Origin of the sequence: Kribbella aluminosa, from assembly GCF_017876295.1 — a bacterium.
Classification (GTDB): domain Bacteria; phylum Actinomycetota; class Actinomycetes; order Propionibacteriales; family Kribbellaceae; genus Kribbella; species Kribbella aluminosa.
Genome location: NZ_JAGINT010000002.1, coordinates 2,540,842 through 2,563,440, shown reverse-complemented (window position 1 = coordinate 2,563,440; position 22,599 = coordinate 2,540,842). Strand labels below are relative to the sequence as shown.

26 protein-coding genes are annotated in these 22,599 nt (G+C 70.1%); 14 read left to right on the top strand and 12 right to left on the bottom strand.

Features of this window, described 5'->3' with window-relative positions:
• Nucleotides 1–62: 62 nt before the first annotated feature.
• A complete protein-coding gene (locus JOF29_RS33590; RefSeq protein ID WP_307863820.1) occupies nt 63–1,955 on the bottom strand; it encodes an ABC transporter ATP-binding protein in 1,893 nt (630 codons plus the stop codon).
• Nucleotides 1,956–2,083: 128 nt separating this feature from the next.
• On the opposite strand from JOF29_RS33590, the gene JOF29_RS33585 reads away from it, so the two are divergent.
• Entirely contained in the window at nt 2,084–2,518 is a 435-nt protein-coding gene (locus JOF29_RS33585; RefSeq protein WP_209698389.1) for a MarR family winged helix-turn-helix transcriptional regulator, read from the top strand.
• 235 nt (nt 2,519–2,753) lie between these two features.
• Here JOF29_RS33585 and JOF29_RS33580 read toward each other — a convergent pair whose 3' ends face one another.
• Nucleotides 2,754–3,737 (bottom strand): alpha/beta hydrolase, encoded by a 984-nt coding sequence (locus JOF29_RS33580; protein ID WP_209698388.1) that lies wholly within the window; start codon nt 3,735–3,737, stop codon nt 2,754–2,756.
• Between the two features lie 102 nt (nt 3,738–3,839).
• On the opposite strand from JOF29_RS33580, the gene JOF29_RS33575 reads away from it, so the two are divergent.
• A complete protein-coding gene (locus JOF29_RS33575) occupies nt 3,840–4,547 on the top strand; it encodes a TetR/AcrR family transcriptional regulator (protein ID WP_209698387.1) in 708 nt (235 codons plus the stop codon).
• Here JOF29_RS33575 and JOF29_RS33570 read toward each other — a convergent pair.
• Both JOF29_RS33570 and JOF29_RS33565 read right to left on the bottom strand, forming a co-directional pair.
• A complete protein-coding gene (locus JOF29_RS33570; protein WP_209698386.1) occupies nt 4,433–5,008 on the bottom strand; it encodes an ester cyclase in 576 nt (191 codons plus the stop codon). The two genes, JOF29_RS33575 and JOF29_RS33570, sit on opposite strands and share 115 nt — an antisense overlap.
• 97 nt (nt 5,009–5,105) lie before the next feature.
• On the bottom strand, nt 5,106–6,023 hold the full coding sequence (locus JOF29_RS33565) for a 2-dehydropantoate 2-reductase (protein ID WP_307863819.1): 918 nt from the start codon (nt 6,021–6,023) through the stop codon (nt 5,106–5,108).
• A 54-nt stretch (nt 6,024–6,077) separates the two neighbouring features.
• Between JOF29_RS33565 and JOF29_RS43895 the strand changes: the two genes are divergently transcribed.
• The 3 genes from JOF29_RS43895 to JOF29_RS33550 are packed head-to-tail and all read left to right on the top strand — an operon-like array spanning nt 6,078 to nt 8,059.
• Nucleotides 6,078–6,605: a CGNR zinc finger domain-containing protein gene (locus tag JOF29_RS43895; protein ID WP_245359708.1), complete on the top strand. Its 528-nt coding sequence runs from the start codon at nt 6,078–6,080 to the stop codon at nt 6,603–6,605.
• 54 nt (nt 6,606–6,659) lie between these two features.
• On the top strand, nt 6,660–7,187 hold the full coding sequence (locus JOF29_RS33555; RefSeq protein WP_209698385.1) for a hypothetical protein: 528 nt from the start codon (nt 6,660–6,662) through the stop codon (nt 7,185–7,187).
• On the top strand, nt 7,184–8,059 hold the full coding sequence (locus JOF29_RS33550; protein WP_209698384.1) for an alpha/beta hydrolase: 876 nt from the start codon (nt 7,184–7,186) through the stop codon (nt 8,057–8,059). Before JOF29_RS33555 ends, JOF29_RS33550 begins: the two co-directional genes overlap by 4 nt.
• Here JOF29_RS33550 and JOF29_RS33545 read toward each other — a convergent pair.
• Together JOF29_RS33545 and JOF29_RS33540 are read right to left on the bottom strand one after the other, a co-directional pair.
• Nucleotides 8,056–9,222 (bottom strand): hypothetical protein, encoded by a 1,167-nt coding sequence (locus tag JOF29_RS33545; RefSeq protein ID WP_209698383.1) that lies wholly within the window; start codon nt 9,220–9,222, stop codon nt 8,056–8,058. The two genes, JOF29_RS33550 and JOF29_RS33545, sit on opposite strands and share 4 nt — an antisense overlap.
• A gap of 62 nt (nt 9,223–9,284) precedes the next feature.
• Nucleotides 9,285–10,145: a LysR family transcriptional regulator gene (locus JOF29_RS33540; RefSeq protein ID WP_209698382.1), complete on the bottom strand. Its 861-nt coding sequence runs from the start codon at nt 10,143–10,145 to the stop codon at nt 9,285–9,287.
• Between the two features lie 76 nt (nt 10,146–10,221).
• Here JOF29_RS33540 and JOF29_RS33535 point away from each other — a divergent pair, with 76 nt between their 5' ends.
• The gene (locus JOF29_RS33535) at nt 10,222–10,743 is read left to right on the top strand and encodes a dihydrofolate reductase family protein (protein ID WP_209698381.1); all 522 of its coding nucleotides are present in this window, start codon (nt 10,222–10,224) and stop codon (nt 10,741–10,743) included.
• Here the strand turns inward: JOF29_RS33535 and metX are convergent.
• Both metX and JOF29_RS33525 read right to left on the bottom strand, forming a co-directional pair.
• Nucleotides 10,721–11,770 carry a homoserine O-acetyltransferase MetX gene (metX, locus tag JOF29_RS33530; RefSeq protein WP_209698380.1) on the bottom strand — a complete coding sequence of 350 codons (1,050 nt, stop codon included), beginning with the start codon at nt 11,768–11,770 and terminating at the stop codon, nt 10,721–10,723. The genes JOF29_RS33535 and metX overlap by 23 nt on opposite strands.
• A 3-nt stretch (nt 11,771–11,773) precedes the next feature.
• Entirely contained in the window at nt 11,774–13,087 is a 1,314-nt protein-coding gene (locus JOF29_RS33525) for a bifunctional o-acetylhomoserine/o-acetylserine sulfhydrylase (protein ID WP_209698379.1), read from the bottom strand.
• A gap of 120 nt (nt 13,088–13,207) precedes the next feature.
• Between JOF29_RS33525 and JOF29_RS33520 the strand changes: the two genes are divergently transcribed.
• From JOF29_RS33520 to JOF29_RS33505, 4 genes are read left to right on the top strand one after another with little or no spacing between them, the layout of a single operon-like run.
• The gene (locus tag JOF29_RS33520) at nt 13,208–14,170 is read left to right on the top strand and encodes a Gfo/Idh/MocA family protein (RefSeq protein ID WP_209698378.1); all 963 of its coding nucleotides are present in this window, start codon (nt 13,208–13,210) and stop codon (nt 14,168–14,170) included.
• An 11-nt stretch (nt 14,171–14,181) separates the two neighbouring features.
• Complete coding sequence (locus tag JOF29_RS33515; RefSeq protein WP_209698377.1) at nt 14,182–15,192, top strand: Gfo/Idh/MocA family protein; 1,011 nt, start codon at nt 14,182–14,184, stop codon at nt 15,190–15,192.
• The gene (locus JOF29_RS33510) at nt 15,192–16,043 is read left to right on the top strand and encodes a Gfo/Idh/MocA family protein (protein ID WP_209698376.1); all 852 of its coding nucleotides are present in this window, start codon (nt 15,192–15,194) and stop codon (nt 16,041–16,043) included. The genes JOF29_RS33515 and JOF29_RS33510 overlap by 1 nt, the downstream gene beginning before the upstream one ends.
• A complete protein-coding gene (locus JOF29_RS33505) occupies nt 16,040–16,750 on the top strand; it encodes a 2OG-Fe(II) oxygenase (RefSeq protein ID WP_209698375.1) in 711 nt (236 codons plus the stop codon). The genes JOF29_RS33510 and JOF29_RS33505 overlap by 4 nt, the downstream gene beginning before the upstream one ends.
• Nucleotides 16,751–16,776: 26 nt before the next feature.
• Here JOF29_RS33505 and JOF29_RS33500 read toward each other — a convergent pair whose 3' ends face one another.
• Together JOF29_RS33500 and JOF29_RS33495 are read right to left on the bottom strand one after the other, a co-directional pair.
• Entirely contained in the window at nt 16,777–17,376 is a 600-nt protein-coding gene (locus JOF29_RS33500) for a ZIP family metal transporter (protein ID WP_209698374.1), read from the bottom strand.
• A 346-nt stretch (nt 17,377–17,722) separates the two neighbouring features.
• Nucleotides 17,723–18,355 carry an SGNH/GDSL hydrolase family protein gene (locus JOF29_RS33495; protein ID WP_209698373.1) on the bottom strand — a complete coding sequence of 211 codons (633 nt, stop codon included), beginning with the start codon at nt 18,353–18,355 and terminating at the stop codon, nt 17,723–17,725.
• A 40-nt stretch (nt 18,356–18,395) separates the two neighbouring features.
• Between JOF29_RS33495 and JOF29_RS33490 the strand changes: the two genes are divergently transcribed.
• The 4 genes from JOF29_RS33490 to JOF29_RS33475 all read left to right on the top strand — a co-directional run bounded on the left by JOF29_RS33490 (nt 18,396) and on the right by JOF29_RS33475 (nt 20,914).
• Nucleotides 18,396–19,259 (top strand): LLM class flavin-dependent oxidoreductase, encoded by an 864-nt coding sequence (locus JOF29_RS33490; RefSeq protein ID WP_209698372.1) that lies wholly within the window; start codon nt 18,396–18,398, stop codon nt 19,257–19,259.
• Nucleotides 19,260–19,317: 58 nt separating this feature from the next.
• A complete protein-coding gene (locus JOF29_RS33485; protein ID WP_209698371.1) occupies nt 19,318–19,557 on the top strand; it encodes a hypothetical protein in 240 nt (79 codons plus the stop codon).
• Nucleotides 19,550–19,894 carry a type II toxin-antitoxin system PemK/MazF family toxin gene (locus JOF29_RS33480; protein WP_209698370.1) on the top strand — a complete coding sequence of 115 codons (345 nt, stop codon included), beginning with the start codon at nt 19,550–19,552 and terminating at the stop codon, nt 19,892–19,894. Before JOF29_RS33485 ends, JOF29_RS33480 begins: the two co-directional genes overlap by 8 nt.
• A 66-nt stretch (nt 19,895–19,960) precedes the next feature.
• Complete coding sequence (locus JOF29_RS33475) at nt 19,961–20,914, top strand: formylglycine-generating enzyme family protein (RefSeq protein ID WP_209698369.1); 954 nt, start codon at nt 19,961–19,963, stop codon at nt 20,912–20,914.
• Here JOF29_RS33475 and JOF29_RS33470 read toward each other — a convergent pair.
• Nucleotides 20,876–22,108: an MFS transporter gene (locus JOF29_RS33470; protein ID WP_209698368.1), complete on the bottom strand. Its 1,233-nt coding sequence runs from the start codon at nt 22,106–22,108 to the stop codon at nt 20,876–20,878. The two genes, JOF29_RS33475 and JOF29_RS33470, sit on opposite strands and share 39 nt — an antisense overlap.
• Nucleotides 22,105–22,572 (bottom strand): MarR family winged helix-turn-helix transcriptional regulator, encoded by a 468-nt coding sequence (locus tag JOF29_RS33465; protein WP_209698367.1) that lies wholly within the window; start codon nt 22,570–22,572, stop codon nt 22,105–22,107. The genes JOF29_RS33470 and JOF29_RS33465 overlap by 4 nt, the downstream gene beginning before the upstream one ends.
• Nucleotides 22,573–22,599: the final 27 nt, after the last annotated feature.

The window sequence follows — 22,599 nt, the reverse complement described above, 5'->3', positions numbered from 1 at the left end:
GAATCCTCCCCCGGCGGCGGCCCCGCCCGCGACCAGGGGTCCGGCTGGTGGTCAGGCCGCCCTCAGGCTGCTTTGGCGAACTGGGTCGCGTACAGGTCGGCGTACAGGCCGCCCTGCGCGAGCAACTCGGCGTGCGTGCCGCGCTGCTGGATCCGCCCGTCGTCGAGCACCAGGATCACGTCGGCGTTGCGGATTGTCGACAATCTGTGCGCGATCACCAGCGAGGTACGGCCGACCAGCGCGTTCGCCAGCGCGGTCTGCACCGCGGCCTCGGACTCGGAGTCCAGATGCGCGGTCGCCTCGTCGAGGATCACGATCGACGGCGACTTGAGCAGCAGCCGGGCGATCGCCAGTCGCTGCCGCTCCCCGCCGGACAACCGGTACCCGCGATCGCCGACCACGGTGTCCAGCCCGTCCGGCAGATTGCCGACAAGCGTCGCGATCTGCGCGGCCTCGAGCGCCTCGTGCAGCTCCGCGTCGGTCGCGTCCGGCCGGGCCAGTTGCAGGTTCGCGCGGATCGTGTCGTGGTACATGTGCGAGTCCTGCGTGACCACACCGATCGCCGCACGCAGCGAGCTCTGGGTGACCTCGCGTACGTCGTGCCCGCCGACCAGCACGGCTCCGCCGGTGGCGTCGTACATCCGGGAGACGAGCGACGACAGCGTGGACTTCCCGGCGCCGGACGGGCCGACGACGGCGACCAGCTGCCCGGGCTCGACGGTGAACGTGACGTCCTTCAGGACCTCGTCCCCGGTCTTCGCGGACAGCGTCGCCACCGACTCGAGCGAGGCGAGCGACACCTCCTCGGCGGACGGGTAGTGGAACGAGACGTGGTCGAACTCGATCGACGGCTCCGCGCTCGCCGGGAGCGCCTGCGCATCCTTGCGGTCGGCAACCATCGGCGGGAGGTCCAGCACCTCGAGCACCCGCTCGAAGCTGACCAGCGTGGTCATCACGTCGACCTGGAGGTTGGACAGCGCGGTGAGCGGTCCGTACAGCCGGTTCAGGTACGCCGTCAGCGCGACGACCGTGCCGATACCGAGCGTCCCGGCGACCGCGAGTACGCCGCCGACGCCGTACACGAGCGCGACCGCGAGCGCCGCGACCAGGGTCAGCGAGACCCGGAACACGCTGGCGTACATCGCGGTGGTGACGCCGATGTCGCGGACCCGGGCGGCCTTGCCGGCGAAGTCCTGCGACGAGTCCTGGGTACGGCCGAAGACCTTGGCGAGCATCGCACCGGCGACGTTGAAGCGCTCGGTCATCGTCTGCGCCATGGTGGCGTTCAGCTTGTACGTCTCCGCCGTTGCCGCCCGCAACTTTCCGGCGAGCAGCCGGGCCGGGATCACGAACAGCGGCAGTACGACGAGGGCGAGCAGCGTGATCTGCCACGACATCACGAACATCGCGCCGAGGACGAGGACCACGCTGAGCAGGTTGCTGACCACGTTCGAGAGCGTGGACGTGAACGCCTGCTGCGCGCCGAGCACGTCGCCGTTCAGCCGCTGGATGAGGGCGCCGGTCTGCGTGCGGCTGAAGAACGCGACGGGCAACTGCTGGACATGGTCGAATACGGCGGTGCGCAGGTCGTACACGAGACCTTCACCGATCCGCGCCGAGAACCATCGCTCGCCGAGCGTGATGGCGCCGTTCGCGAGCGCGAGCACCGCGACCACGAGCGCCAGCCAGACGACCACGTCGGCGTGCCGGGGCACGATGCCCTTGTCGATGATCGCCTTGAACAGCAGCGGGGTGGCGGCGCCGGTGCCGGCGTCGAACGCCACCAGAACGAGAAAGGCGGCCAGATAGCCGCGGTACGGACGGGCGAACCCGAGGATCCGGCGGAGCGTGCCCGCCGACAGTTTGTGATGCCGGACCGAGGAGTCCTTGAGCAGCGAGCGCATCGCGCGCCCGCCGCCACCTCCCCCGCCCGGGATTCCGGACATCTGCGACATGCAGTTCCTTTCGCCAGGGGACCAGATATACTGAGGTTAACTCAATATGAGCAAACCTCACAAGATCCCTGTTTGTTCCCAACCGCGTCCGCGGCACCTCGCCGTACGCCGACCACTAGGCTCTGCACATGCGTGATCCCGACGACTCCGCCGACTCGGCCGAGCAGATCGCGGCGCTTCTGGACGGCATCGTCCGCCGCCAGCGCCGGGCCTCCCGCGAGGGCTTCGGCGAGAACGTCACGCACGGCCAGTTCCGGGTGCTCCGCACCCTCGACCACGCCGACCAACCGATCCGCCTCAGCGAACTGGCCGCCCGCCTGGGCATCGTGCCGCGCTCAGCGACCTCCGTCGTGGACGACCTGGAGGCGGCCGGCCTCGTCGTACGGCAACCGGACCCCCATGACCGCCGCGCAACACTGGTCGACCTGACCCCCGACGGCCGCCAGATCCTCACCACCCTGCGCGAGAAACGCCGAGACGTCATGGTCAGCCAACTCGCGCGCCTCACCCCCGACGAGCAGCAAACCCTCGCCGCCCTCCTCCGCCGCCTCGCCGACGACTGACCCCGCCCGCCGGCCCAGCCCGCCGTCCACGCCCGCCGCCCGCCGACCCCAGCTGGCCGTCCACGCCCGCCGCCCCCAGCCCGGCGCCGCCCGCCGGCCCGCTCGCCGGCCCAGCCCGCCGCACGCCGCACGCCGGCCGTTCAGTGGTTAACCGCGCAAAATGCCCGTTCACCCCTCGTATGCGAGGGGCGAACGGGCATCTTCGAGGGTTAACCACTCAAACGGACGTGGCGGGTCAGGCCTTCTTCAGGTGGGCGACGATGCCTTCCAGGTCTTCGGCGAGGCGGTCTTCGCGGATCATGTGGCCGCCCGGGTCCTCGTGGGCGGTGTACGGAATGTTGGCCTTGTCGAGGGCCGCCTTGAACTCGCGCTGGCCCGCCAGGACCTGGGTTTCGTTGGCGTAGTCGAAGGGGTCGGGGCTCGGGCTGGTGCCCGCGACCAGGAAGATCCGCTTGCCGCGGTAGCGCTCGAGGTTCTCCATCGGGTTGTCGGCCGACACCCGCTTCTCGTCCCAGGCGGGGGCGCCGTAGATCGTGCCGCCGGCCAGGTCGACGGCCGCTGAGGACACGTTCGCCCAGTGCACGACCAGCCCGGCGTCCCGGCGGAGGCTGGGCGGACCGGAGTGCGCGCTGATCGAGCTGAAGTGCCCGTAGTACTTCGCGGTGTACTTGAGTGCGCCGAAGCCACCCATCGAGAAGCCGGCGACGGCGCGGCCGGCGAACTCGGAGTACGTACGGAAGTTCGCGTCCACCCACGGCACGAGCTGGTTCAGGTGGAAGCTCTCCCAGTTGTGCGGGCCGGAGTTGCTGCTGACCGGGTTCGAGTACCAGCCGGCCTTGCCACCGTCGGGCATCACCACGATGAGCGGCTTGTCCGCCGTCAGCTCACGAATGTGGTGGTGGTCGAACTCGATGAAGTCGCCGTTGCCGCCGTGCAGCAGGTACAGCACGGGGTAGGTGCGCCCGCTGGTGTGATAGTCACTCGGCAGCAGGACGTTCACGCCCGGCGCCCAGCTGATCTCGGCGGTCTGGAAACGGTAGTACCACATCCGCGGATCGCTTTCGTTCCGATCCGTGATGTGCAGGCCGAACCCGTCGTCGGCGGCGTTCGCGGCGAGGGAGGTGGCCAGAATGGTGCCGGCGCCGAGGCCGGCGGCGACGGTCAACCCGCCGGCAGCCTTGAGCATCGTGCGCCGGGTGGGGCGAGGTGCGCTCACCATGATCTCCTGAGGAGTAAGGGAACAGAACAGATCACCGTCAGCGACGGCGTCGATCTAAGTTAGTAGCATAACTTTGGGGTCAGCCCCGTACAGAGGAGGGTTGTGACAGCGAATCCGCCCCGCCGGAAGACCGGCGGTCGCCAGGCACAGATCACGGTCGAAGACATCGAACGCGAGGGCCTGCGGCTCGGCCTGCCCAACCTGACCGTGAACGGCGTCGCGACCGCACTCGGCGTCAGCCCGACGGCCCTGTACCGGCACGTCGACGGCAAACTCGGCCTCGAGGCGCTGGTCGGTGAAGCGGTACTGCGGGATCTGCAGATTGTCGACAATCCGATTGACGGCATCAAGGCACACCTGTTGTCGTTCGCCCAGCAGATCCACGACTTCGTCCTCGGCCACCCGGGGCTGGCCGTGTACATGCAGGGCCTGTTCCCCCGCGGCGCCGCCGGCGTCAGGCTCCAGCGGGAGGCGGTCGAGGCGCTCGGGCGGCGCGGCTACGGCCCAGGCGCCGCGCTGATGCTGTCCGGCAGCGTCGCCGCGCTCGCGATCAACCTGAGCGCCGCCGAGGAACGTCATCGCCCGTACTTCGAAGGCTCGCACCGTCGCGAGCTAGAGAAGGTGTACGAGTTGCTCGCCGGCGACGACGTACTCGGCGGCGCCCAGACCGAACTCCCCGAGATCAGCGGCGAGGCCTACTTCCGGATGGTCATGACCGCCTGCATCCGCGGCCTCGTCACCGCCGCCGCCCCCGGACGCCCGGTCGACGACATCCTCACCGAACTCGGCTTCGAGGAGTCGCGGCACTGAGGATGCGCCAGTACGTACCCGCCCTGGCCGGCCGGCGATTCGCCCGGGTTGCTCGCTCCGAGCTGGTGAACCATCGCCAGGTCGTCACGAATGGCCCAGCGCTCGCTGATCCGGCCGTCCCGGAACCGGTACGCGAAGGCGACGTCACGGCTCACCACCCCGGCGCTCAGCTCGAACCCACGGAAACTGCCGCCCGGCCAGTACACCTCGCGGCTGCCGAACTGTACGACGAGCTCGCCCTCGGCGACGACCGCCGATTCGATCCAGCGGGCGGGATGGACGTCACGCCGGGCCCGCCGAAGGAACTGCCGGGTTCCGTCCAGGCCCGCAGGCATGCCCGGCGCGAGCGCATGGTTCACCATGTCCGGAGTGCACAACACGTCGAGGCGATCCAGGTCGCCGCTGCCGTTGCCCAGGTCGTCGAACTCGCGGACGACTGCCTTGTGCCGCTCGATCTCCATCGCCCCTCCCTCGCTTCTCCGCCCGATTATGCACAGCTCGGGCCGTGAGCACAGCCGCCCGGCCGGCTAAGTTCCCCGCTGGATTACCAGACAGGGCCTAGTTGCCGCTGGCAAGTACTCGGGCGGTGGCGAACTCGAAGAGCAGCGTGTTGATCGGGGTCGGGACGCGGGACTCGCGGCCGAGGCGGACGACGGCGCCGGTCCAGGCGTCGAGCTCGGACGGGCGGCCGGCGATCAGGTCGCGCTGGAGCGAGGTGGTGCCGTCGGCCGGGAGCTGGTCGATCCAGTCGAGGGTGCGTTCGACGACGTCGGCGGCCAGCTGGACCCCGCGGGCCCGGGCGAGGTCGCGGATCTCGCCGGTGGCCTCGGTGAGGAGCTGGCGGGTGGCGGGCTGGGTGCGGAGTACGCCGTACCCGGCGCCGGTGGCCGTGCCGAGGCCGCCGGTGGGGACGACCGAGAGGAACTTCGTCCACAGCGCCGCCCAGATGTCATCCGGGATCGTCGCCTGCAGTCCGGCGGCGACGAACGCGTCCCGGAGTCGTTCGAGCCGCGGGGCCGGTCCGTTCTCCCACTCGCCGACGGTGAGTTTCCCGTTGCCGAGATGCCGGATCACGCCGGGACCCTCGACGTACGCGATCACCTCGGCGGCGCCGGGCAGTACGGCGTTCCGCCCGTAGACCTGCGCGACCTGGTCGGGGGCCTCGACGCCGTTCTGCACCGTGACGATCGCGGTGTCCGGGCCGACCAGCGGGCGGATCGCCTCGATCACGTCGGGCAGCTGCCAGGTCTTCACGCAGATCAGCACATAGTCGACCGTGCCGATCTCCGCCGGGACGCCGGTCGCGCGCACCGGCAGCTGGAGGTCACCGGCGGGGCTGTGCACGACCAGCCCGGCCGACCTGATCGCCTCCAGGTGCTTGCCTCGGGCCACGAACGCGACATCCTGCCCGGCCGCCGCCAGCCGGGCGCCGAAGTACCCGCCCACACCGCCCGCGCCGACGATCCCGATCTTCACGCCGCCTCCTCTGTTACCGGTTTGTCTGGTAACACAAATGATAGACTATCCGCCATGCAGACTAGCTTCACCTGGGTCGGGGGCCGCCCGTCGGTGGACTTCACCGCGACCCTGGGCAAGCGGCAGCAGGCGCCGTTCGAGCGGATCCCGGAGCCGGCGGACCTCGGCCGCTGGTTCCAGGAAGCCGGTCTCGCGCAGGTCGCGCCGCAGGTGTCGCGCGCCGTCCGCGGCCTGGCGGTCGAGCTGCGCGAAGCGCTGTACCGGCTGTTCTCCGGCACCGCATTGCCGGCCGATGTCGGCGTCGTCAACCGGTGGAGCAGCCGCCGACTGCCCGGGCCGCGCCTGACCGCGGAGCGCAGTCTGGAGGGCACCTCGCCGACTGCGACAGACCTGCTCGGCGTCCTGGCGCGAGACGGGATCGACCTGCTCACCGGCCCGCTGGGCGGGCGGATCCGGACCTGCGCCGCGGACGACTGCTCGCTGTTGTTCGTCGACGCGAGCCGCGCCGGCCGGCGCCGGTGGTGCTCGATGAACACCTGCGGCGCCCGCGCCAAGATGGCGACGTACCGCTCGGCGGATTGAGAACTTCGCGCAATCCGGCGGCGCGGAGCGCGGGCGGCTGGTTGATTGACGGTCATGCGCACACCGACGACGACACCGGCCCAGGCGGCCGGGATGATCCGCCGCGACCAGGAGCTGTTGCTGAGCCGGATCGACGGAAGGACCGAGGACGAACTACGGGCGCCGTACGACGTCCACGACGGTCCGCTCGGGCACTTCTGCGACTCGCTGCACGACCTCGTCGCGCACGTGCTGATGTGGGACGAGATCAACCTCGCCGTACTCCAGGATGCCCGGGCGGGCCGGCTGCACTGGAGTCTCGACCCGCGCTGGGAGACCGCGGAGATCGGCAGCGCGCTCAACCTGGGCGGCGTCGAGGCCGGCCGGCGGATCCCGTCCGAGCTGATACTGCACCGGTTCCGCAGTGTCGGCGACGCGCTGGTCGCCGAGCTCACGCAGTACGACGAAGCAGCCTGGGCGGATCCGGCCACCGGCGCGGGGTTCGACGGCGGGATCGGGGCGCTGGCCGAGTACGTGTCGACGACGCCCGACGGAATGCTGTTCGCGCACGCGGCGCGACACCTTCAGCCGGTGTCTGCATGACGATTGTCGACAATCCACAGTTCGGCCCGGAGACCGACGCACTCCTCAAGCGCCTCGCCGACCTGCCGGCCAACCCCGACCTCGACCCGTACCAGGCGCTGCTGCTCGATCGGGAGGACCTCCCCGACCCCGCCATCGCCGGCGAACCCGACCCACGAGTCGCCACCGAGGACATCTCCGTCGACCTTCCCGGACGAACGCTGCAGGCCCGCGTCTACCGGCATTCGATCCGGCCGCGCCCGATCCTCCTCTGGCTGCACGGCGGCGGCTTCGTCGGCGGAGACCTCCGCGACATCGAGTACGCGACCTCCCGGATAGCTGCCGACGGCAACGTTACGGTTGTCTCAGTCAACTATCGCCTGGCACCTGAAGACCCTTGCCCAGCAGGACTTCAGGACGTCTACGACACGCTCGGCTGGCTTCGCGAACACCTGCACGGCGACGGACGGATCGCGATCGGCGGCCAGAGCGCGGGCGGCGCACTGGCCGCCGGCGCCTGCCTGCTCGCGCGGGACGCCGGTACTCCGCTCCCCGAACGGCAGATCCTCTGCTACCCGGTCCTCGACCTGGATCCGAGCGCAGACTGGCACGAGTGGTACTTCGGTACCCGCGAGATCCCGGCGGGCGCCGTACCGCTGCAGGCCGCTTCACTCAAAGGTCTCCCACCGACGCTGATGCTGGCGGCCGGGCGGGACTGGTTGCGCGCCGACGCGGTCGCCTACACGGCCCGGCTCGAGCAGGACGGCGTACCGACGGAACTGATCGAGTACGCCGACACGATGCACGCGTTCCTGAACTTCCCGGCCGCCTTGTCAGCCGGGAGGCACGCGGTCGAGCTGATCGCCGCGGACCTCCGTGCGACCTTCGGCTAGTGGTCTGCTCGGTGGGTGAAGAAGCGGGCGGGGTTGCCGGCGGCGCGGGGGTTCGAGGCGAGCCAGGTGGCGAAGGAGTCGGGGTGGCGGCGTTCGAGCTCGTCCAGGTAGGCACGGCGTACGTCGACCATCGCTTGGCGGTGGTCGACGCGTACGGCGCGCTCCAGCTGGGTGAAACTGCGCCGCCAGGCAAGGCACAGCTCCTCGTCGGTCAGCTCGCCGACGCTGCGCACGACGGCGGTCAGGTACTTCGGCATCGGCAAGTCCCGCAAAGAAGGAGCCGTCGGCAACTTTCTCTCCACCCGGCGCGACCGCCGACGCAGCCACCCGAAATGCGTGCCGCCCGCCGAACCATCGCCCCGGTCCGACTTCCCCCACCCGGATCCCGCAGCGCCCTCGTCTCGCTTGCTCCACCCGGGGTACGCCGAACCGTCGCCGCGGTCCGGCTGATCCCACAAGGAGCCCGCCTGCGGCGCACCGTCGCCCCGGCCCGGCTCGTCCCACCCGAAGCCCGCGCCTTGCGGCGCACCGTCGCCCCGGCCCGGAGCGTCCCACCCGGAGCCCGGCCCCCGCGGCGCACCGTCCTCCCGGTGCCGCTCATCCCACGCAGAGCCCGCGCGCCGTGATGCGGCGTCGGCCGCGTTCCGCTTGCCCCAGCCGGGGCGCGCCGGGCGGCGGTTCGCGTCGCCGTGCGGTCCACCCCACGCGGAGCCCGCGCCTCGTGCCGGGCCGGAGCCTTGGCCTCGCTCGCCCCAGCCTGAGGTTGCGCGGCCGGTCCAGGCGGGTTCGCCGTCCGAGGATCCCGAGCGCAGCCAGCTGATGACTGGTGGGGAGGCGCCGAGGACGACCAGGAGCAGCATCACGGTGCGCGCGCCGACGGCGGCGGCGTACCCGCAGACCGCCAGTACGCAGAGCGCACCGAGCACGGCTCCGCGCGGCACCGCCCGGACCAGGTCCGCGTTCGGCAGGTCGCGGCCCAGGCCGATGCTCAGGTAGACCGCGCCGATCGTCAACGCGGCCACCAGGAACGCCGCCAGGTTGGTCGCCGGTGACACGAACACGAGCGCCGACAGCACCCCGATCGCGGCAAGCAGCCCTACGGCCGCCCGCCAGATCCGCTCGTACCGCAGCCCGACGTCCACCATTCCCACCAAGTGCCCCATCACCCGGTCCTCCAACCGCAGTCCCCCGCCCGCGCAGTAGGCGCGGGATTGGGAGACAGGCCTTAGTCCAGTGTTACTCGTTTTAGCGCATCTATGAAGGCTCCTGTGGCCGGTGGATCCGGCGGTTCGCCGTAGGTGGCGAGAAAGATGCGGCGGACGATCGGGAGTTCGGTCGAGCGGACGCCGGCGGCGCGGTGTGCGCGGAGGGCCAGGCCGGGTGTGGTGGTGACGCCGAGGCCTGCCCGGACGAAGGCCTGCTTGACGATCAGGTCGTCGCTGGTGAACGCGATCCGCGGCGTGAACCCGGCGTCCGCGCAGTGCTGCAGCAGCTCGCGGCGGCAGTTCACGCAGCCCGCGATCCAGTCCGAGTCCCGGTGGTCGGCCAGCGTCTCCCCGGTACGGCGGCTGAGCAGGTGCATCGGGTCGTCGCGCAGGTACGTGTACCGGATGCCGTCGTCCGGCAGCTCGCCGTCGTACCGGAAGACGATCGCGAGGTCGAGCTCGCCGGCCCGCAACCGCGGTACGGCGACCCGCGGGTGGGCGTCGGTGAGTTCGAGCTCGAGGTTCGGGTGGTCGCGGCGGAGGCCGGCGGCCGCGGGTGGGACGAGTTCGCTGAGCGCGGAGCTGAACGCGCCGACCCGGACCCGCCCGGAGCGCAGGCCGACGAGCGCGGCGAGCTCCGCGTCGGCGGCGTCGACCCGGCCGACGATCTCCGCCGCGCGACGCGCGAGCACCTCGCCTTCGGGGGTGAGCCGGATGCCGCGGCCGGACCGGCGGACCAGCTTCGCGCCGGTCGCGGCCTCCAGCCGGGCGAGGTGATGACTGACGGTGGGCTGCGTGTAGTGCAGCGCCGTGGCCGCCGCGGTGACCGAACCGTGCGCGGCGACCGCGGCCAGCACCCGCAGCCGGACGAGGTCGAGCATGTATCGATGGTATCTATGTGTTCGCCGCCGGATTGGCATTGGACGCATGAATCCGGTCGGGCGCAGGCTGGTGGTCATGACCGGAAAAGTGATCTGGCACATGACGATGTCCCTCGACGGCTTCATCGGCGACCGCGACGACGGCGTCGGCTGGATGTTCCTCGCCGACGGCGGTCCGTCCGGGCTCGGCGCGGAGGTGGTCGCGAACTGCGGCGCGTTCCTGTGCGGCGGCAGGCTGGTCGAGGTGATGAGCGAGAACCGCCCGTACGGCGGTAGCTGGACCGGGCCGATCCTGATCTACACGCACAAGGACCCGGCGACACGGGTGGCGCCGGAGTTCACGTACGTCTCCGGCGACATCCGGGACGTGGTGGCCGACGGCCTGAAGGCGGCGGGCGGCAAGGACCTGATCGTCACCGGCGGCGCCGTACCCCGCCTGGCCCTCGAAGCCGGCCTGGTCGACGAACTCGCCCTCCACATCGCCCCCGTACTGCTGGGCGAAGGCACCCGCTTCTACGACAGTCCCGGCGTCTCACCGACCCGCCTCAAGGTACTCACGTCCGAAGGCATGACCTTCAGACTCGCAGTTGTGAGGTAATCAGCTTCCCCACCTGATCCAGCTCGATCAGGAACCCGTCGTGCCCGTACGGCGAGCTGATCACGTGCAACGGACCCGCCGCCGGATGCGCGACGACGACGGACCTGGACTGAGCCGGAAGATACAGGCGGTCGGAGTCGACAGCAGCTACCACCAGGCGGGCCTTGAGTCTTCCCAGCACGGCAGCCAGGTCCCCGGCACGGCCGCGGGTTATGTCGTGGGTGTTCATGGCTTTGGTGAGGGTCAGGTACGAGCCGGGGTCGAAGCGGTTGATGAGTTTGGTGGCGTGGTGGTCGAGGTAGGACTCGACGGCGAATCTCGGGTCGTCGGGGCCCTGGCGGGTGCGGCCGAAGCGAGAGGCGAGCTCGTATTCGGAGCGGTAGGTGATGTGGGCGATCCGGCGGGCGATGCCCAGCCCGGTGGCCGGCGTACGGCCGGTGCCGTAGTAGTCGCCGTTCTGCCAGTCCGGGTCGGAGGTGATCGCGGCGAGTTGCGGTGCGCTCCAGGCGATCTGTTCGGCCGAGGCGGCAGGTGTGGAGGCGAGGACGACCGCCGTACCGACGCGGTCCGGGTACATCAGCGGCCATTCCAGTGCACGCATGCCGCCCATCGAACCGCCGATCACCGCCGCCCAGCGATCGATGCCCAGGGCATCGGTCAGTGCCGCCTCGGCGGCAACCTGGTCCCGGACGGTGAGCGCGGGGAAGCGACTCCCCCACGCCCGCCCGTCCGGGGCCTCGGTCGACGGCCCGGTGGTTCCCTGACAACCACCGAGCACGTTGGCCGCGACGATGTACCAGTCCGCCGGGTCGAGGTACCGGGTCAGCCCGTCCCACCAGCCGGGCGTCGGCTGCCCGGGTCCGGCCGGTCCGATCACATGCGCATCACCGGTGAGCGCATGACAGATCAGTACGGCGTTGTCCCGGGCAACGTTCGGCCGGCCCCAGGTCTCGTAGGCGATCCGCACGCCAGGCAGCGTCGTACCGCGCTCGAGCCTGAGATCCCCAACCTCGGCGAACCGCTTCACGGTCTAGGACTTCGCCGCCGCGAAGCCGACCTCCAGATCCGCGAGGATGTCGTCGAGGTGCTCGATCCCGACCGCCAGCCGGACCAGCCCCGGTGTCACGCCGGACGCGAGCTGATCCTCGGCCGACAGCTGACTGTGCGTCGTCGACGCCGGGTGGATGACGAGCGAGCGTACGTCGCCGATGTTCGCCACGTGGCTGTGCAGCTTGAGCGCGTCCACGAACCGCTTGCCCGCGTCGACACCGCCCTTGATCTCGAACGCCACCACCGCACCGGCGCCGCGCGGCGCGTACTTCTGCGCCAGCTCGTACCACGGTGACGACGGCAGGCTGGCGTACGCGACCGAATCCACCTCGTCCCGCTGCTCCAGCCACTGCGCCACCTTCAGCGCATTGTCGACATGCCGCTCGATCCGGAGCGACAGCGTCTCCAGGCCCTGCGCGATCAGGAACGCGTTGAACGGCGACGCCGCCGGCCCGAGGTCGCGCAGCCACTGCACGCGGGCCTTCAGGATGTACGCCAGGTTGCCGAGGTCGGATCCGACGCCGAGGTCCCGCGCGTAGGTCAGCCCGTGGTAGCTCGGGTCCGGCTGGTTGAACCCGGGGAACCGCTCCGGATCGGCCGCGTAGTCGAACCTTCCGGAGTCCACGATCACGCCCGCGATCGCGGTCCCGTGCCCACCCAGGTACTTCGTCGCCGAGTGCACCACCACGTCCGCGCCGTGCTCGATCGGGCGGATCAGGTACGGCGTGGCAACAGTATTGTCGACAATCAGCGGAACGCCCGCGGCATGCGCGACGTCCGCGACGCCGGCGATGTCGAGGATCTCGCTCTTCGGGTTCGCGATCGTCTCCGCGAAGAACGCCTTGGTGTTCGGCCGGACGGCGGCCCGCCAGGACTCGAGGTCGTTGGGGTCGTCAACGAACGACACCTCGATCCCGAGCTTCGGGAACGTGTAGTGGAACAGGTTGTAGGTCCCGCCGTACAGGCTCGGGCTGCTGACGAGGTGGTCGCCCGACTCCGCGACGTTCAGCAGCGCGAGGGTCTCGGCGGACTGGCCGGAAGCGAGCAGCAGCGCCGCGGTGCCGCCCTCCAGGCTGGCGATCCGCTGCTCGACCGCGTCCTGGGTCGGGTTCTGGATCCGGGTGTAGATGTTGCCGAACTCCTTCAGCCCGAACAGGCCGGCCGCGTGGTCGGTGCTGTCGAAGGTGTACGACGTGGTCTGGTAGATCGGCAGCGCCCGGGCCTTGGTGGTCGGGTCGGTGGTCTGCCCGGCATGGATCTGCCGGGTCTCGAACGACCAGCTGGGTTCGGTCATCTCGTCCTTCTTTCGGGTCACGTTCCGTGATCAAAAGGTACTAAACAGATCGACTTACTGGACCTTGTCTCACAGAATGGATGGTTGCAATGCAACCGGTTGCATGATCAACTCACGGGCATGACTCGGATCGCGATCGCCGGTGCCGCCCATCCGCACGTGGCCTACCTGACCGCGGAGCTCGATCACCTGGCCGGAGCCGTGCTGGTCGCGGTCGCGGACCCGTCCCGGGAGACCGCCGAGCGGTGGGCCGCGCCGTACGACGCGAAGGTCTTCACCGACCACCAGGAGATGCTGCGCGAGGTCGAGCCGGACGTGGTGATGGTCGCGGGGATCTACGGCGACCGCGGGCGGGTGGTCGTCGATGCGCTGAACGCGGGGTGTCATGTGCTGGCCGACAAGCCGTTGTGTACGACGCTCGAGGACCTGGATGCGATCGCGGAGGCTGCGCGGCGTACCGGCCGGCACGTGACTGTGCTGTTCGAGAAGCGCTACTACCCGGTGACGCTGGCCGCGCGGGAGATCGTCGGTCAGCTCGGGACGATCCACGGGGTGACGTCGTCCGGCCCGCACAAGCTGAACCGGCCGACGAGGCCGGACTGGTTCTTCGAGCCGGAGCGGTACGGCGGGGTGCTGAACGATCTCGCCGTTCACGACATCGACGCGGCCCTGCTCTTCACCGGCATGACGAGCGGGACCGTCAGTGGCGCGGTCATCGGCGGGTCGTACGGCGTGGCGACGTTGAACGGAGCCGGTGCGGTGGTCACGGCGGGCGTCGACTGGATGAACCCGGCCGGGTCGCCGGTTCACGGGGACTACCGGATGAAGCTGGTCGGGACGCACGGGACGGCGGAGCTCCTGTGGGCGCGTAACCGGCTCGTCCTCACCACCCACGAGGCGGCGCCGTACGACGTACCGCTGCCCGCCGGCCACCGCCCGGCCGAACTGCCGCTGCAGGCGCTTGCCGCGGGCAACGAACCGGACATCGCCACCGACCGAAGCATCCTCGCCACCCGGATCGCCCTGCTGGCCCAGCAGTCGGCCGAGCAGGGCGGCGTACCCATCGACTGGACCATCAACTGAAGAGAGGTCTCATGCGTTTTGCTCTGATTGGTGCCGGGGCGATCGGCACCGTGCATGCGCGTTTGATTGACGCCCTGGGTGACGAGGCCGCTCTGGTTGCGGTCGTCGATCAGAACCTCGAGCGTGGCGGGAAGCTGGCGGAGCAGTACGGTGCGCGGGCGTATGCGACGCCGGCTGACGCCTACGCGGCGGAAGAACTCGACGCGGTGGGGATTTGCCTGCCTAGCGCATTGCACGCGGATGTCGCGATCGAGGCGCTGGAAGCCGGTAAGCATGTGATCGTCGAGAAGCCGGTGGACATCACGCTCGCCGCTGCGGATCGGCTGATCGCGGCGCAGCGGGCGAGCAGGTTGACGGTGTCCGTGATCAGCCAGCGCCGGTTCCAGCCGCCGGTTGCGCAGATCCGGGCGGCGATCGACGGCGGCGCGCTCGGCCGGGTCACCTCCGGGATCGCCGAGTCCGCGTTCTTCCGCCCGCAGTCGTACTACGACGGCGACGACTGGCGCGGCACCCTGGCGGTCGACGGCGGTGGCGCGCTGATGAACCAGGGCATCCACGCGCTCGACCTGCTGGTCTGGATGCTCGGCCGCCCGGTGCGGGTCAGCGCGCAGACGGGCCGGCTCGCCCACGAGGGCATCGAGGTGGAGGACCTGGCGGGCGCGTCGATCGTGTTCGAGAGCGGGGCGATCGGCCTGATGCTCGCCAGTACGGCGGCGTACCCAGGCCGGCCGGTCCGCCTGACGATCCACGGCGACCAGGGCACCGCGATCCTCGACGACGACCAGCTCGCGTACTTCGCCGCCGCGAACGCCGAGGAACCCGCAGCACCTGCGCTGGACGGCCCGGACGACTGGGGTCCCGTCGAGCTGGCGCATCTCGCGCAGTATCGCGACTTCATCGCCGCCGTCCGCGAGGGCCGTCCGCCCGCGGTGACGGTGGAAGCGGGCCGGCGGTCGCTGGCCACCGTGCTTGCCGTGTACGAGTCCGCCCGTACCGGGCGTCCTGTCGAGTTGGAGGACTGATGCGCATCGCCCTGGTCGGTACCGAGAACAGCCACGCCGACGAGATCGTCCGGCACCTGAACGCCGACCACAGCTCGGACGAAGCCCGCATCGTCGCGCTGGTCGGCGCTGACGACGAGCGGAACCAGAAGCTCGCCGCGGCCGGCGGGATCACGCGGATCGTCCCGACCTCTCAAGAGCTGCTGGGCGAGGTCGACGCGCTGATCGTCACGAACCGCGACGGCGCGCGGCATCGCGAGCACGCCGTCCCGTTCCTCGAAGCCGGCGTGCCGGTGTGGGTGGACAAGCCGCTGGCGGCAAGTACTGCGGACGCACAGGCGATCCTCGACGCCGCACGGCGCGGTGGCGCACCGGTCACGTCGTACTCCGCGGTCCGCTGGGTCCCGGACGCCGACGAGCTGGCGGCCGCGCAGGTCGAGGATCTGCAGGCGATCACCGTCACCGGGCCGGCGGATCCGGACAGCGAGTACAGCGGGATCTTCTTCTACGGGATCCACGCGGCCGACCTGGCGCAACGACTCGCGCCGGGCGAGCCGGGCCCGGTCGAGGTCGAGCGCGCCGGATCCACGGTCGTCGTGCGCTACCGCTGCAACGGCGTCCTCGTCACCTTGCAGCTGGTCAAGCCGACCGACGCCGGCCGGGTCCCCTTCCACGCGGAGCTCGTCGGACGGACCGCGCTGGTCAGTCGCGACGTACGGCTCGACTCGGAGTACGTCGTACCGGGTCTGAAGGTCTTCCTGCGGATGCTGGAAACCCGCGAACGCCCACTCGACGACGCGACGATGTTGGCCCCGATCACCGTGCTGGAGCAGACTCACACGATCCTGCGCCAGACCGTTCAGGAGGTATGAACAAGTACGAACGACGTGTGGCCGGAGCCGATTGGGAGAGTGTCACCGCGGAGGTGAACGATCTCGGGTGTGCGCTGCTGCCGCAGTTGCTGACGGCGGCCGAGGCGGCGGTGATCGCCGGAATGTACGACGAGGTACGCCGCTTCCGGGCGACGATCGACATGGCCCGGCACCGGTTCGGCGAAGGGCAGTACCGGTACTTCGACCAGCCGTTCCCGGAGGCGATCGACGCGCTCCGGCACGCGCTCTACCCGCGGCTGCTGCCGATCGCGCGGGACTGGTACGCCAAGCTCGGCCGCGACGCCGAATGGCCGGACACGCTCGACGAATGGCTGGACGTCTGCCACCGCGCCGGCCAGACCCGCCCGACCCCGATCCTGCTGCGGTACGGCGCCGGCGACTGGAACGCGCTGCACCGGGACCTGTACGGCGACAAGGTGTTCCCGCTGCAGGTCGTGATCAACCTGAACGAACCCGGCATCGACCACACCGGCGGAGAGTTCCTGCTCGTCGAGCAACGCCCGCGCGCACAGTCCCGCGGTACGTCGACGCTCATCCCGCACGGCCACGGCCTGCTCTTCACCACCCGCGACCGCCCGGTCCGCTCGTCCCGCGGCTGGTCGGCGGCCCCGGTCCGGCACGGCGTCTCCGCGATCCGCTCAGGCCAGCGCCATACCCTCGGGCTGGTCTTCCACGACGCGAAGTAGACCGTTCCTTCGATGTCCTTGGATGGTCAGACGCCGGCCGCGGTGATGATGGCGTCGGTCCCGAAGCCGAGGAAGAGTCCGGCCAGGATCATCCAGGTGGTGAGTTCCTTGAGGTTGGCGCGGCGTGCGACCGCGAGCAGCTCGATGACGACGTACAGGATGGAGCCGGCCGCCAGGCCGAGGAAGGCCACGGCCAGCGTGTCGTTGACCACATGCTGACCGATCAGGGTGCCGACGAACGTCGGGCCGCCGCCGATCAGGCCGAGCAGGGCCAGCGTTCCCCAGGCCGGCCGGGTGCCCTCGGCGGCCAGCGGGGCGACGATGCCGAAGCCTTCGGTGGCGTTGTGCAGACCGAAGCCGACGATCAGCAGGACGGCCAGCGAGATGTCTCCGGAGGCGGCGGAGTTTCCGATGGCCAGGCCTTCGGCGAAGTTGTGCAGACCGATTCCGATCGCGATCATCAGCGAGAGGCGGGCGGCCGCCGACGCTCCGGTTCCGGCGAGTTCGGTCGCCGCCGCCGCGCCTGGTCCGTGCGACGACCCGGCCGCTGCGGAGGCGTGCCGGCGGGCGCTCCAGCGGTCGTAGCGGACCAGACCGACCAGGGCCGGCGGCGAGGCCGACGGCAAGGACGAGTCCGGAGACGGCCGCCTTGCCCCAGTGATGGTCGGTCAACGCGGAGTCGGTCGGTTCCCAGGCCTGCTTGAGGACGTCCCACAGCAAGAAGATCAGAATGCCGATCGCGACGGCGTTGAGCCCGGCCTTCAGTCGTGGAGCGGGATTGCGAAGACGCCCCAGCGGGAGCCCCAGGAAGATGGTGAACCCTGCGATGGCGCCGAGTAGGGCGATCTGTGTACCTGACATGACGTGCTCCGAGCGACGCGACGATTGATGGCCGCGCCGACAATAAGACAGGCGAGCCTTGCCTAACAAGTACAGAGCCGCTCAACCGCCCGCTCAGTCTGTTCTCAGCGGTTAGCCGGCCAGCTCCGTGCAGATGTCCCAGGCCGCCTGGCGGACCAGGTTGGCGGTCTCGTCGTCGAGGCCCTTGATCGGTACGTCGATGCCGACCGGGTCCTCGTTCAGGAGGGCGATCAGGAACACACAGGCGCCGAGGTAGCTGCCGGCGAGGGTCGGGTGGCTGTTGTCGGACTCGTGCAGCACCGGCTTGTCGTGGGTGGCGAGGAACCGCTCCCAGACCATGCCGACCGGGATCAGTGTTCCGCCCAGCTCGGACGCGGCGCCGGCGTACGCGTCGGTCAGCGCCTGCTGCGTTTCCGGCGCGTTGCTCCGGGCCCAGGTCAGGTAGAACGCGGTCCGGGCACCGGCCGCGGCGATCGCCTCGTTGAAGTCGCGGGCGCTCTCCCGGAACCGTGCCGGGCTCTTGATCGGGAGCGTGCTCTGCTCCTGCAGTACGACGACGTCGTACCCGCCGTTCGCGATCGCGTCCAGGGCCTTGCCCGCGTTGAGGTGCTGCCGCAGGGAGGCGCCACCGGCCGAGATCACCTTGTGCTCGATCTCGATCCCGCGCGCCCCGGCCAGGCCCTTCAGCAGCTTGGGCAGGTTGTTGTTCGACGTGAAGCTGTTCCCGACAAAGAGAATCCGCACGACCCGAACGTTACAGGTGCCGACACCGTAGGTTGTGATCATGCGTTTCTCTGTGAACATCCCGAACTTCGGGGACTTCGCCGACGCTCACGCGGTCGCTCAGGTGGCTCGCGCCGCGGAGGAGGCCGGGTGGGACGGGCTGTTCTTCTGGGACCACGTGGTGCACAGCAAGGAGCGGCGGCGCGGGCAGCCGTTCGGCGATCCGTGGATGCTGATGACGGCGGCCGCGCTGGCGACGTCGCGGATCAGGCTCGGTCCGCTGGTCACGCCGGTCGCGCGGCGGCGCCCCGAGCAGCTCGCCCGGCAGGTCGCGACGCTGGACGCGCTGAGCGGCGGCCGGGTGATCTTCGGCGCCGGGCTCGGCGGGCCGATCGACGACGAGTTCGGCAGCTTCGGTGACGAGACCGATCCGAAGGTGCTCGCCGAGAAGCTCGACGAAGGTCTCGGTCTGATGGCCGCGTACTGGTCCGGCGAGCGGGTGGACCACGACGGCAAGCACTACCGGGCCGACGACGTGGAGTTGCTGCCGGCAACGGTGCAGCGCCCGCGCCCGCCGGTCTGGATCGCCGGGTACTGGCCGCGCCAGGCCCCGATGCGGCGCGCGGCCCGCTGGGACGGCGCCGTACCGCTGTTCGCGAACGCCAACCACGGCCAGGCGCCGGCGGTCGAGGAGGTCCGCGAGCTGATCGCGTTCCTGGATCAGCAGCGCGCGGACCGGAGTACGCCGTACGACGTGATCGTCGGCGGCATCAGCCCCGCCAAGGACGCCCGCCCGCTGATCGAACCACTCGCCGAAGCCGGCGCCACCTGGTGGGACGAACGCCAACTGATCACCGGCACCGACTTCTACCGCCTCGGCCCCGTCCTGCACCGCATCGAACAAGGCCCGCCGAGCCTGGACTGACCCCCACGGTATGCCGAACGGTATCCCCTCCTTGGATACGATCTGGTAGCCTGGTGGCATGTCCGAGATGACCTCCCTCAAGGTGCCGAAGCACGTGCGTGACTCGATCATGCGCTCCGCGCGTGCCGAAGGACTGACTGCTGCGGAGTTCCTGCAGCGGGTGACGGACGAGCATGCCCGGCACCAGCGCTTCGCCGCCGTCCGTCGGGCATACGCCGAGGGCAACCGCGACAGCGACTACGACGAGGTCACCGCCGCCTGGGACGAGGCGGGCGAGGACGGTCTGGCTGATGCGTGAACTACGCCGCGGCGACGTGGTGTGGGTCGACTCCGACCCGACTCCTGGGCGTGAGCAGTTCGGCGAGCGACCGGCGGTGATCGTCGCCTCGAACGACTATCTCGACGCGGTGCCGGATCTGGCGATCGCCTTGCCGGTCACGACGAAGGACCGCGGCTGGCCCCATCACGTGCGGCTGAGCGGAACCAAACTCAAGCTGCACAAGGCGAGTTGGGCCCTCACGGAACAGCCGCGGACGATCAGCCGCCAACGGATCAGCCGACCGGCGGGGCAGGTCGAGGCCGGCTGCCTCGACGAGATCGACCAATGGCTCCGGGACTTTCTGGACCTCAACTGAAGCTACGCACCTCCGACAGGTGAGCTACCTTCCGACGCGTTCCGGCGCCGAATCTAAGCTGCAGGTATGACCGACGAGCAGCCGTCCTGTTGTGCGCCTTCTCGTGCTGGCGGGGTGACGCCTCCCGCGGTGCCGGCCGGGCAGGGGGAGCATGGGGTCGAGCAGGTCGGGCTCGGTGGTGGGGTGTTCGCGATGGGTAACGGCAACGGTGACGAGAACCCTGCCGACGGCGAGACGCCGGTGCATCAGGTCGAGCTCGCGCCGTTCAGCATCGATGCGACCAGCGTGACCAACGCGGACTTCGCGCGCTTCGTCGATGCCAGCGGGTACCGGACCGAGGCCGAGACCTTCGGGTACTCCGCGGTGTTCCACCTCGCGCTCGCGGCCGCGCCGGACGAGGTGATGGGGCCGGCGTCCGGGACCCCGTGGTGGGCGGGTGTCCGCGGTGCCGACTGGCGGCATCCGGGCGGTTCGCGGTCGGACCTGGACGGGCTCGAGGACCACCCGGTCGTGCACGTGAGCTGGAACGACGCGACGGCGTACTGCAAGTGGGCGAGACGGCGGCTGCCGACCGAGGCCGAGTGGGAGTACGCCGCCCGCGGCGGGCTGGAAGGCAAGCGGTACCCGTGGGGCGACGAGCTCGGCGGCGGCGACAGCGGCGGTGACAGCGGCGAGTGGCGGTGCAACATCTGGCAGGGCGAGTTCCCACGGACGAACACCGAGGAGGACGGCTTCCTCACCACTGCCCCGGTGCGCACGTTCGAACCGAACGGGTACGGCCTGTGGCAGATGGTCGGGAACGTCTGGGAGTGGTGCGGGGACTGGTTCGGCCCGCGGTACTACAAGTTCTCCCCCGCCGCGAACCCGCCCGGTCCCTCGCTCGGCGCGGCCCGGGTGATGCGCGGCGGCTCGTACCTGTGCCACGACTCGTACTGCAACCGCTACCGCAACGCCGCCCGCTCGTCGAACACGCCGGACTCGTCAATGGGCAACGCCGGCTTCCGCACCGTCGCGCGCTGACAGACCCGGAGTGGTCGCCGCCACCGCCGCAACGGCCACGACACACAGCAAGGCGCCCGACGCCAGCGATGCGACCGGTGACGTCAGCTGGGCGACGAGTCCGCCGCGGAGGTTGCCGAGGTCCGGACCCGCCTGACCGACGATCTGCTCGGCGGCACTCACCCGGCCGAGCAACTCCGACGGCGTGTGGAGCTGGACGATCGTACTGCGGGACACGACGGCGACCGTGTCCGCGGCACCGGCGATCGCGAGGCATGCCAACGCCAGCCACGGAACCGGCGAGAACGCGAACAGCAGCAGGGCGATCCCCCACGCCGCCGAACCGCACAGCATCACGGCACCGTGCCGCGGGAGCCGGGTGAACGCACCGGAGAACAACGACGCGGCGACCCCGCCGACGGCGATCGCGGTCAGGAACAGCCCGAGCGTCCGCGGGTTGTTGCCGAACCGCTCGGCGTTGATCACCGGGAACAGGCTGATCGGCATCGACAACACGGTCGCGGCCAGGTCGGTGATCAAGGCCCCGCGGATCACCGGCGTCGCGGTCACGAACCGCAGCCCGTCCCACACCCCGCGCAGACCCGGCTTCGTGGCGCTCTCGATCTGCATCCGCGGCAGCCCGAGTACGCCGTACAACGCCGCCAGGAAGCTGAGTGCGTCGATGAGGTAGCAGACGCCGACTCCCCAGGCGCCGACGATCAAGCCGCCGAGCGCCGGGCCGAGCAGCATCGCGCCCTGGAAACCGATCCGGTTCAGCGCGATGCCGGCAGCCAGTTGGTCGCGGGGCAGCAGCTTCGGGAGTACGGTCCGCGCCACCGGTCCGGCGGTCGCGCCGAATGACGACTGGACGGCGATCAGCGCCAGCAGTACGCCGACCGGAACCCGGCCGAACAGCAGCTGGCTCGCCATCACCGTCGCGACCAGCCACTGGCCGATCGTGGTGACCAGGTAGATCCTGCGGCGCTCCAGCCGGTCGACGAGGGTGCCGGCGAAGAGCCCGAGCACGATCAGCGGCAACGCCTGCGCGAGCCCGACCGCGCCGGTCCACGCCGGGCTCGACGTCTGGTCCCAGACCTGGAACATCACCGCGACGAACGTCAGCTGACCGCCGAACCCGGACAGCACCTGCCCGATCCACAGCCTCCGGTACGTCAGGACCTTCAGCGGGCCGAGGTCGATGAGCGCGTTCTTCACCGCAGCTGGTCCGCGATCCGGTCGTGAAAGCTCTTCTTCGCAAGGGCTTCCTCGACATCGCGGACGACCTGGGACATCGGGTACGGCAGCTCTGCCTCGAGCTCCGCGAGCGCGGCCTCGGTCGCGCGCCACTCGTCCGCCAGCAGCTCGACGAGCTTCTTGGACTTCGCGGTCAACGTGACCTGTTTGCTGCGGGCGTCCGCGCCCGGCACGGTCCGGACCAGGCCGGCGGTGCGCATCGCGGACACCTTCTGGCTGAGCGCCGAGTGCGTGCGCCCGATCGCGTCGGCCAGCTCGGTGATCGTCATCGGGCCCTTGAGATGCAGCTGGAGCAGCTCACGGACGTATGTCGGCTTCAGGCCCTGGACCGCCCGGTCGGTGTAGATCCGGCCGATCTCGCCGTCCATCCGGGTCAGCAGCTCGTGCAACGGCCGCCACAAACTCTGTTCGGTGGGATCCTCCATGGGGCGATCATAACAGCACTTATATAA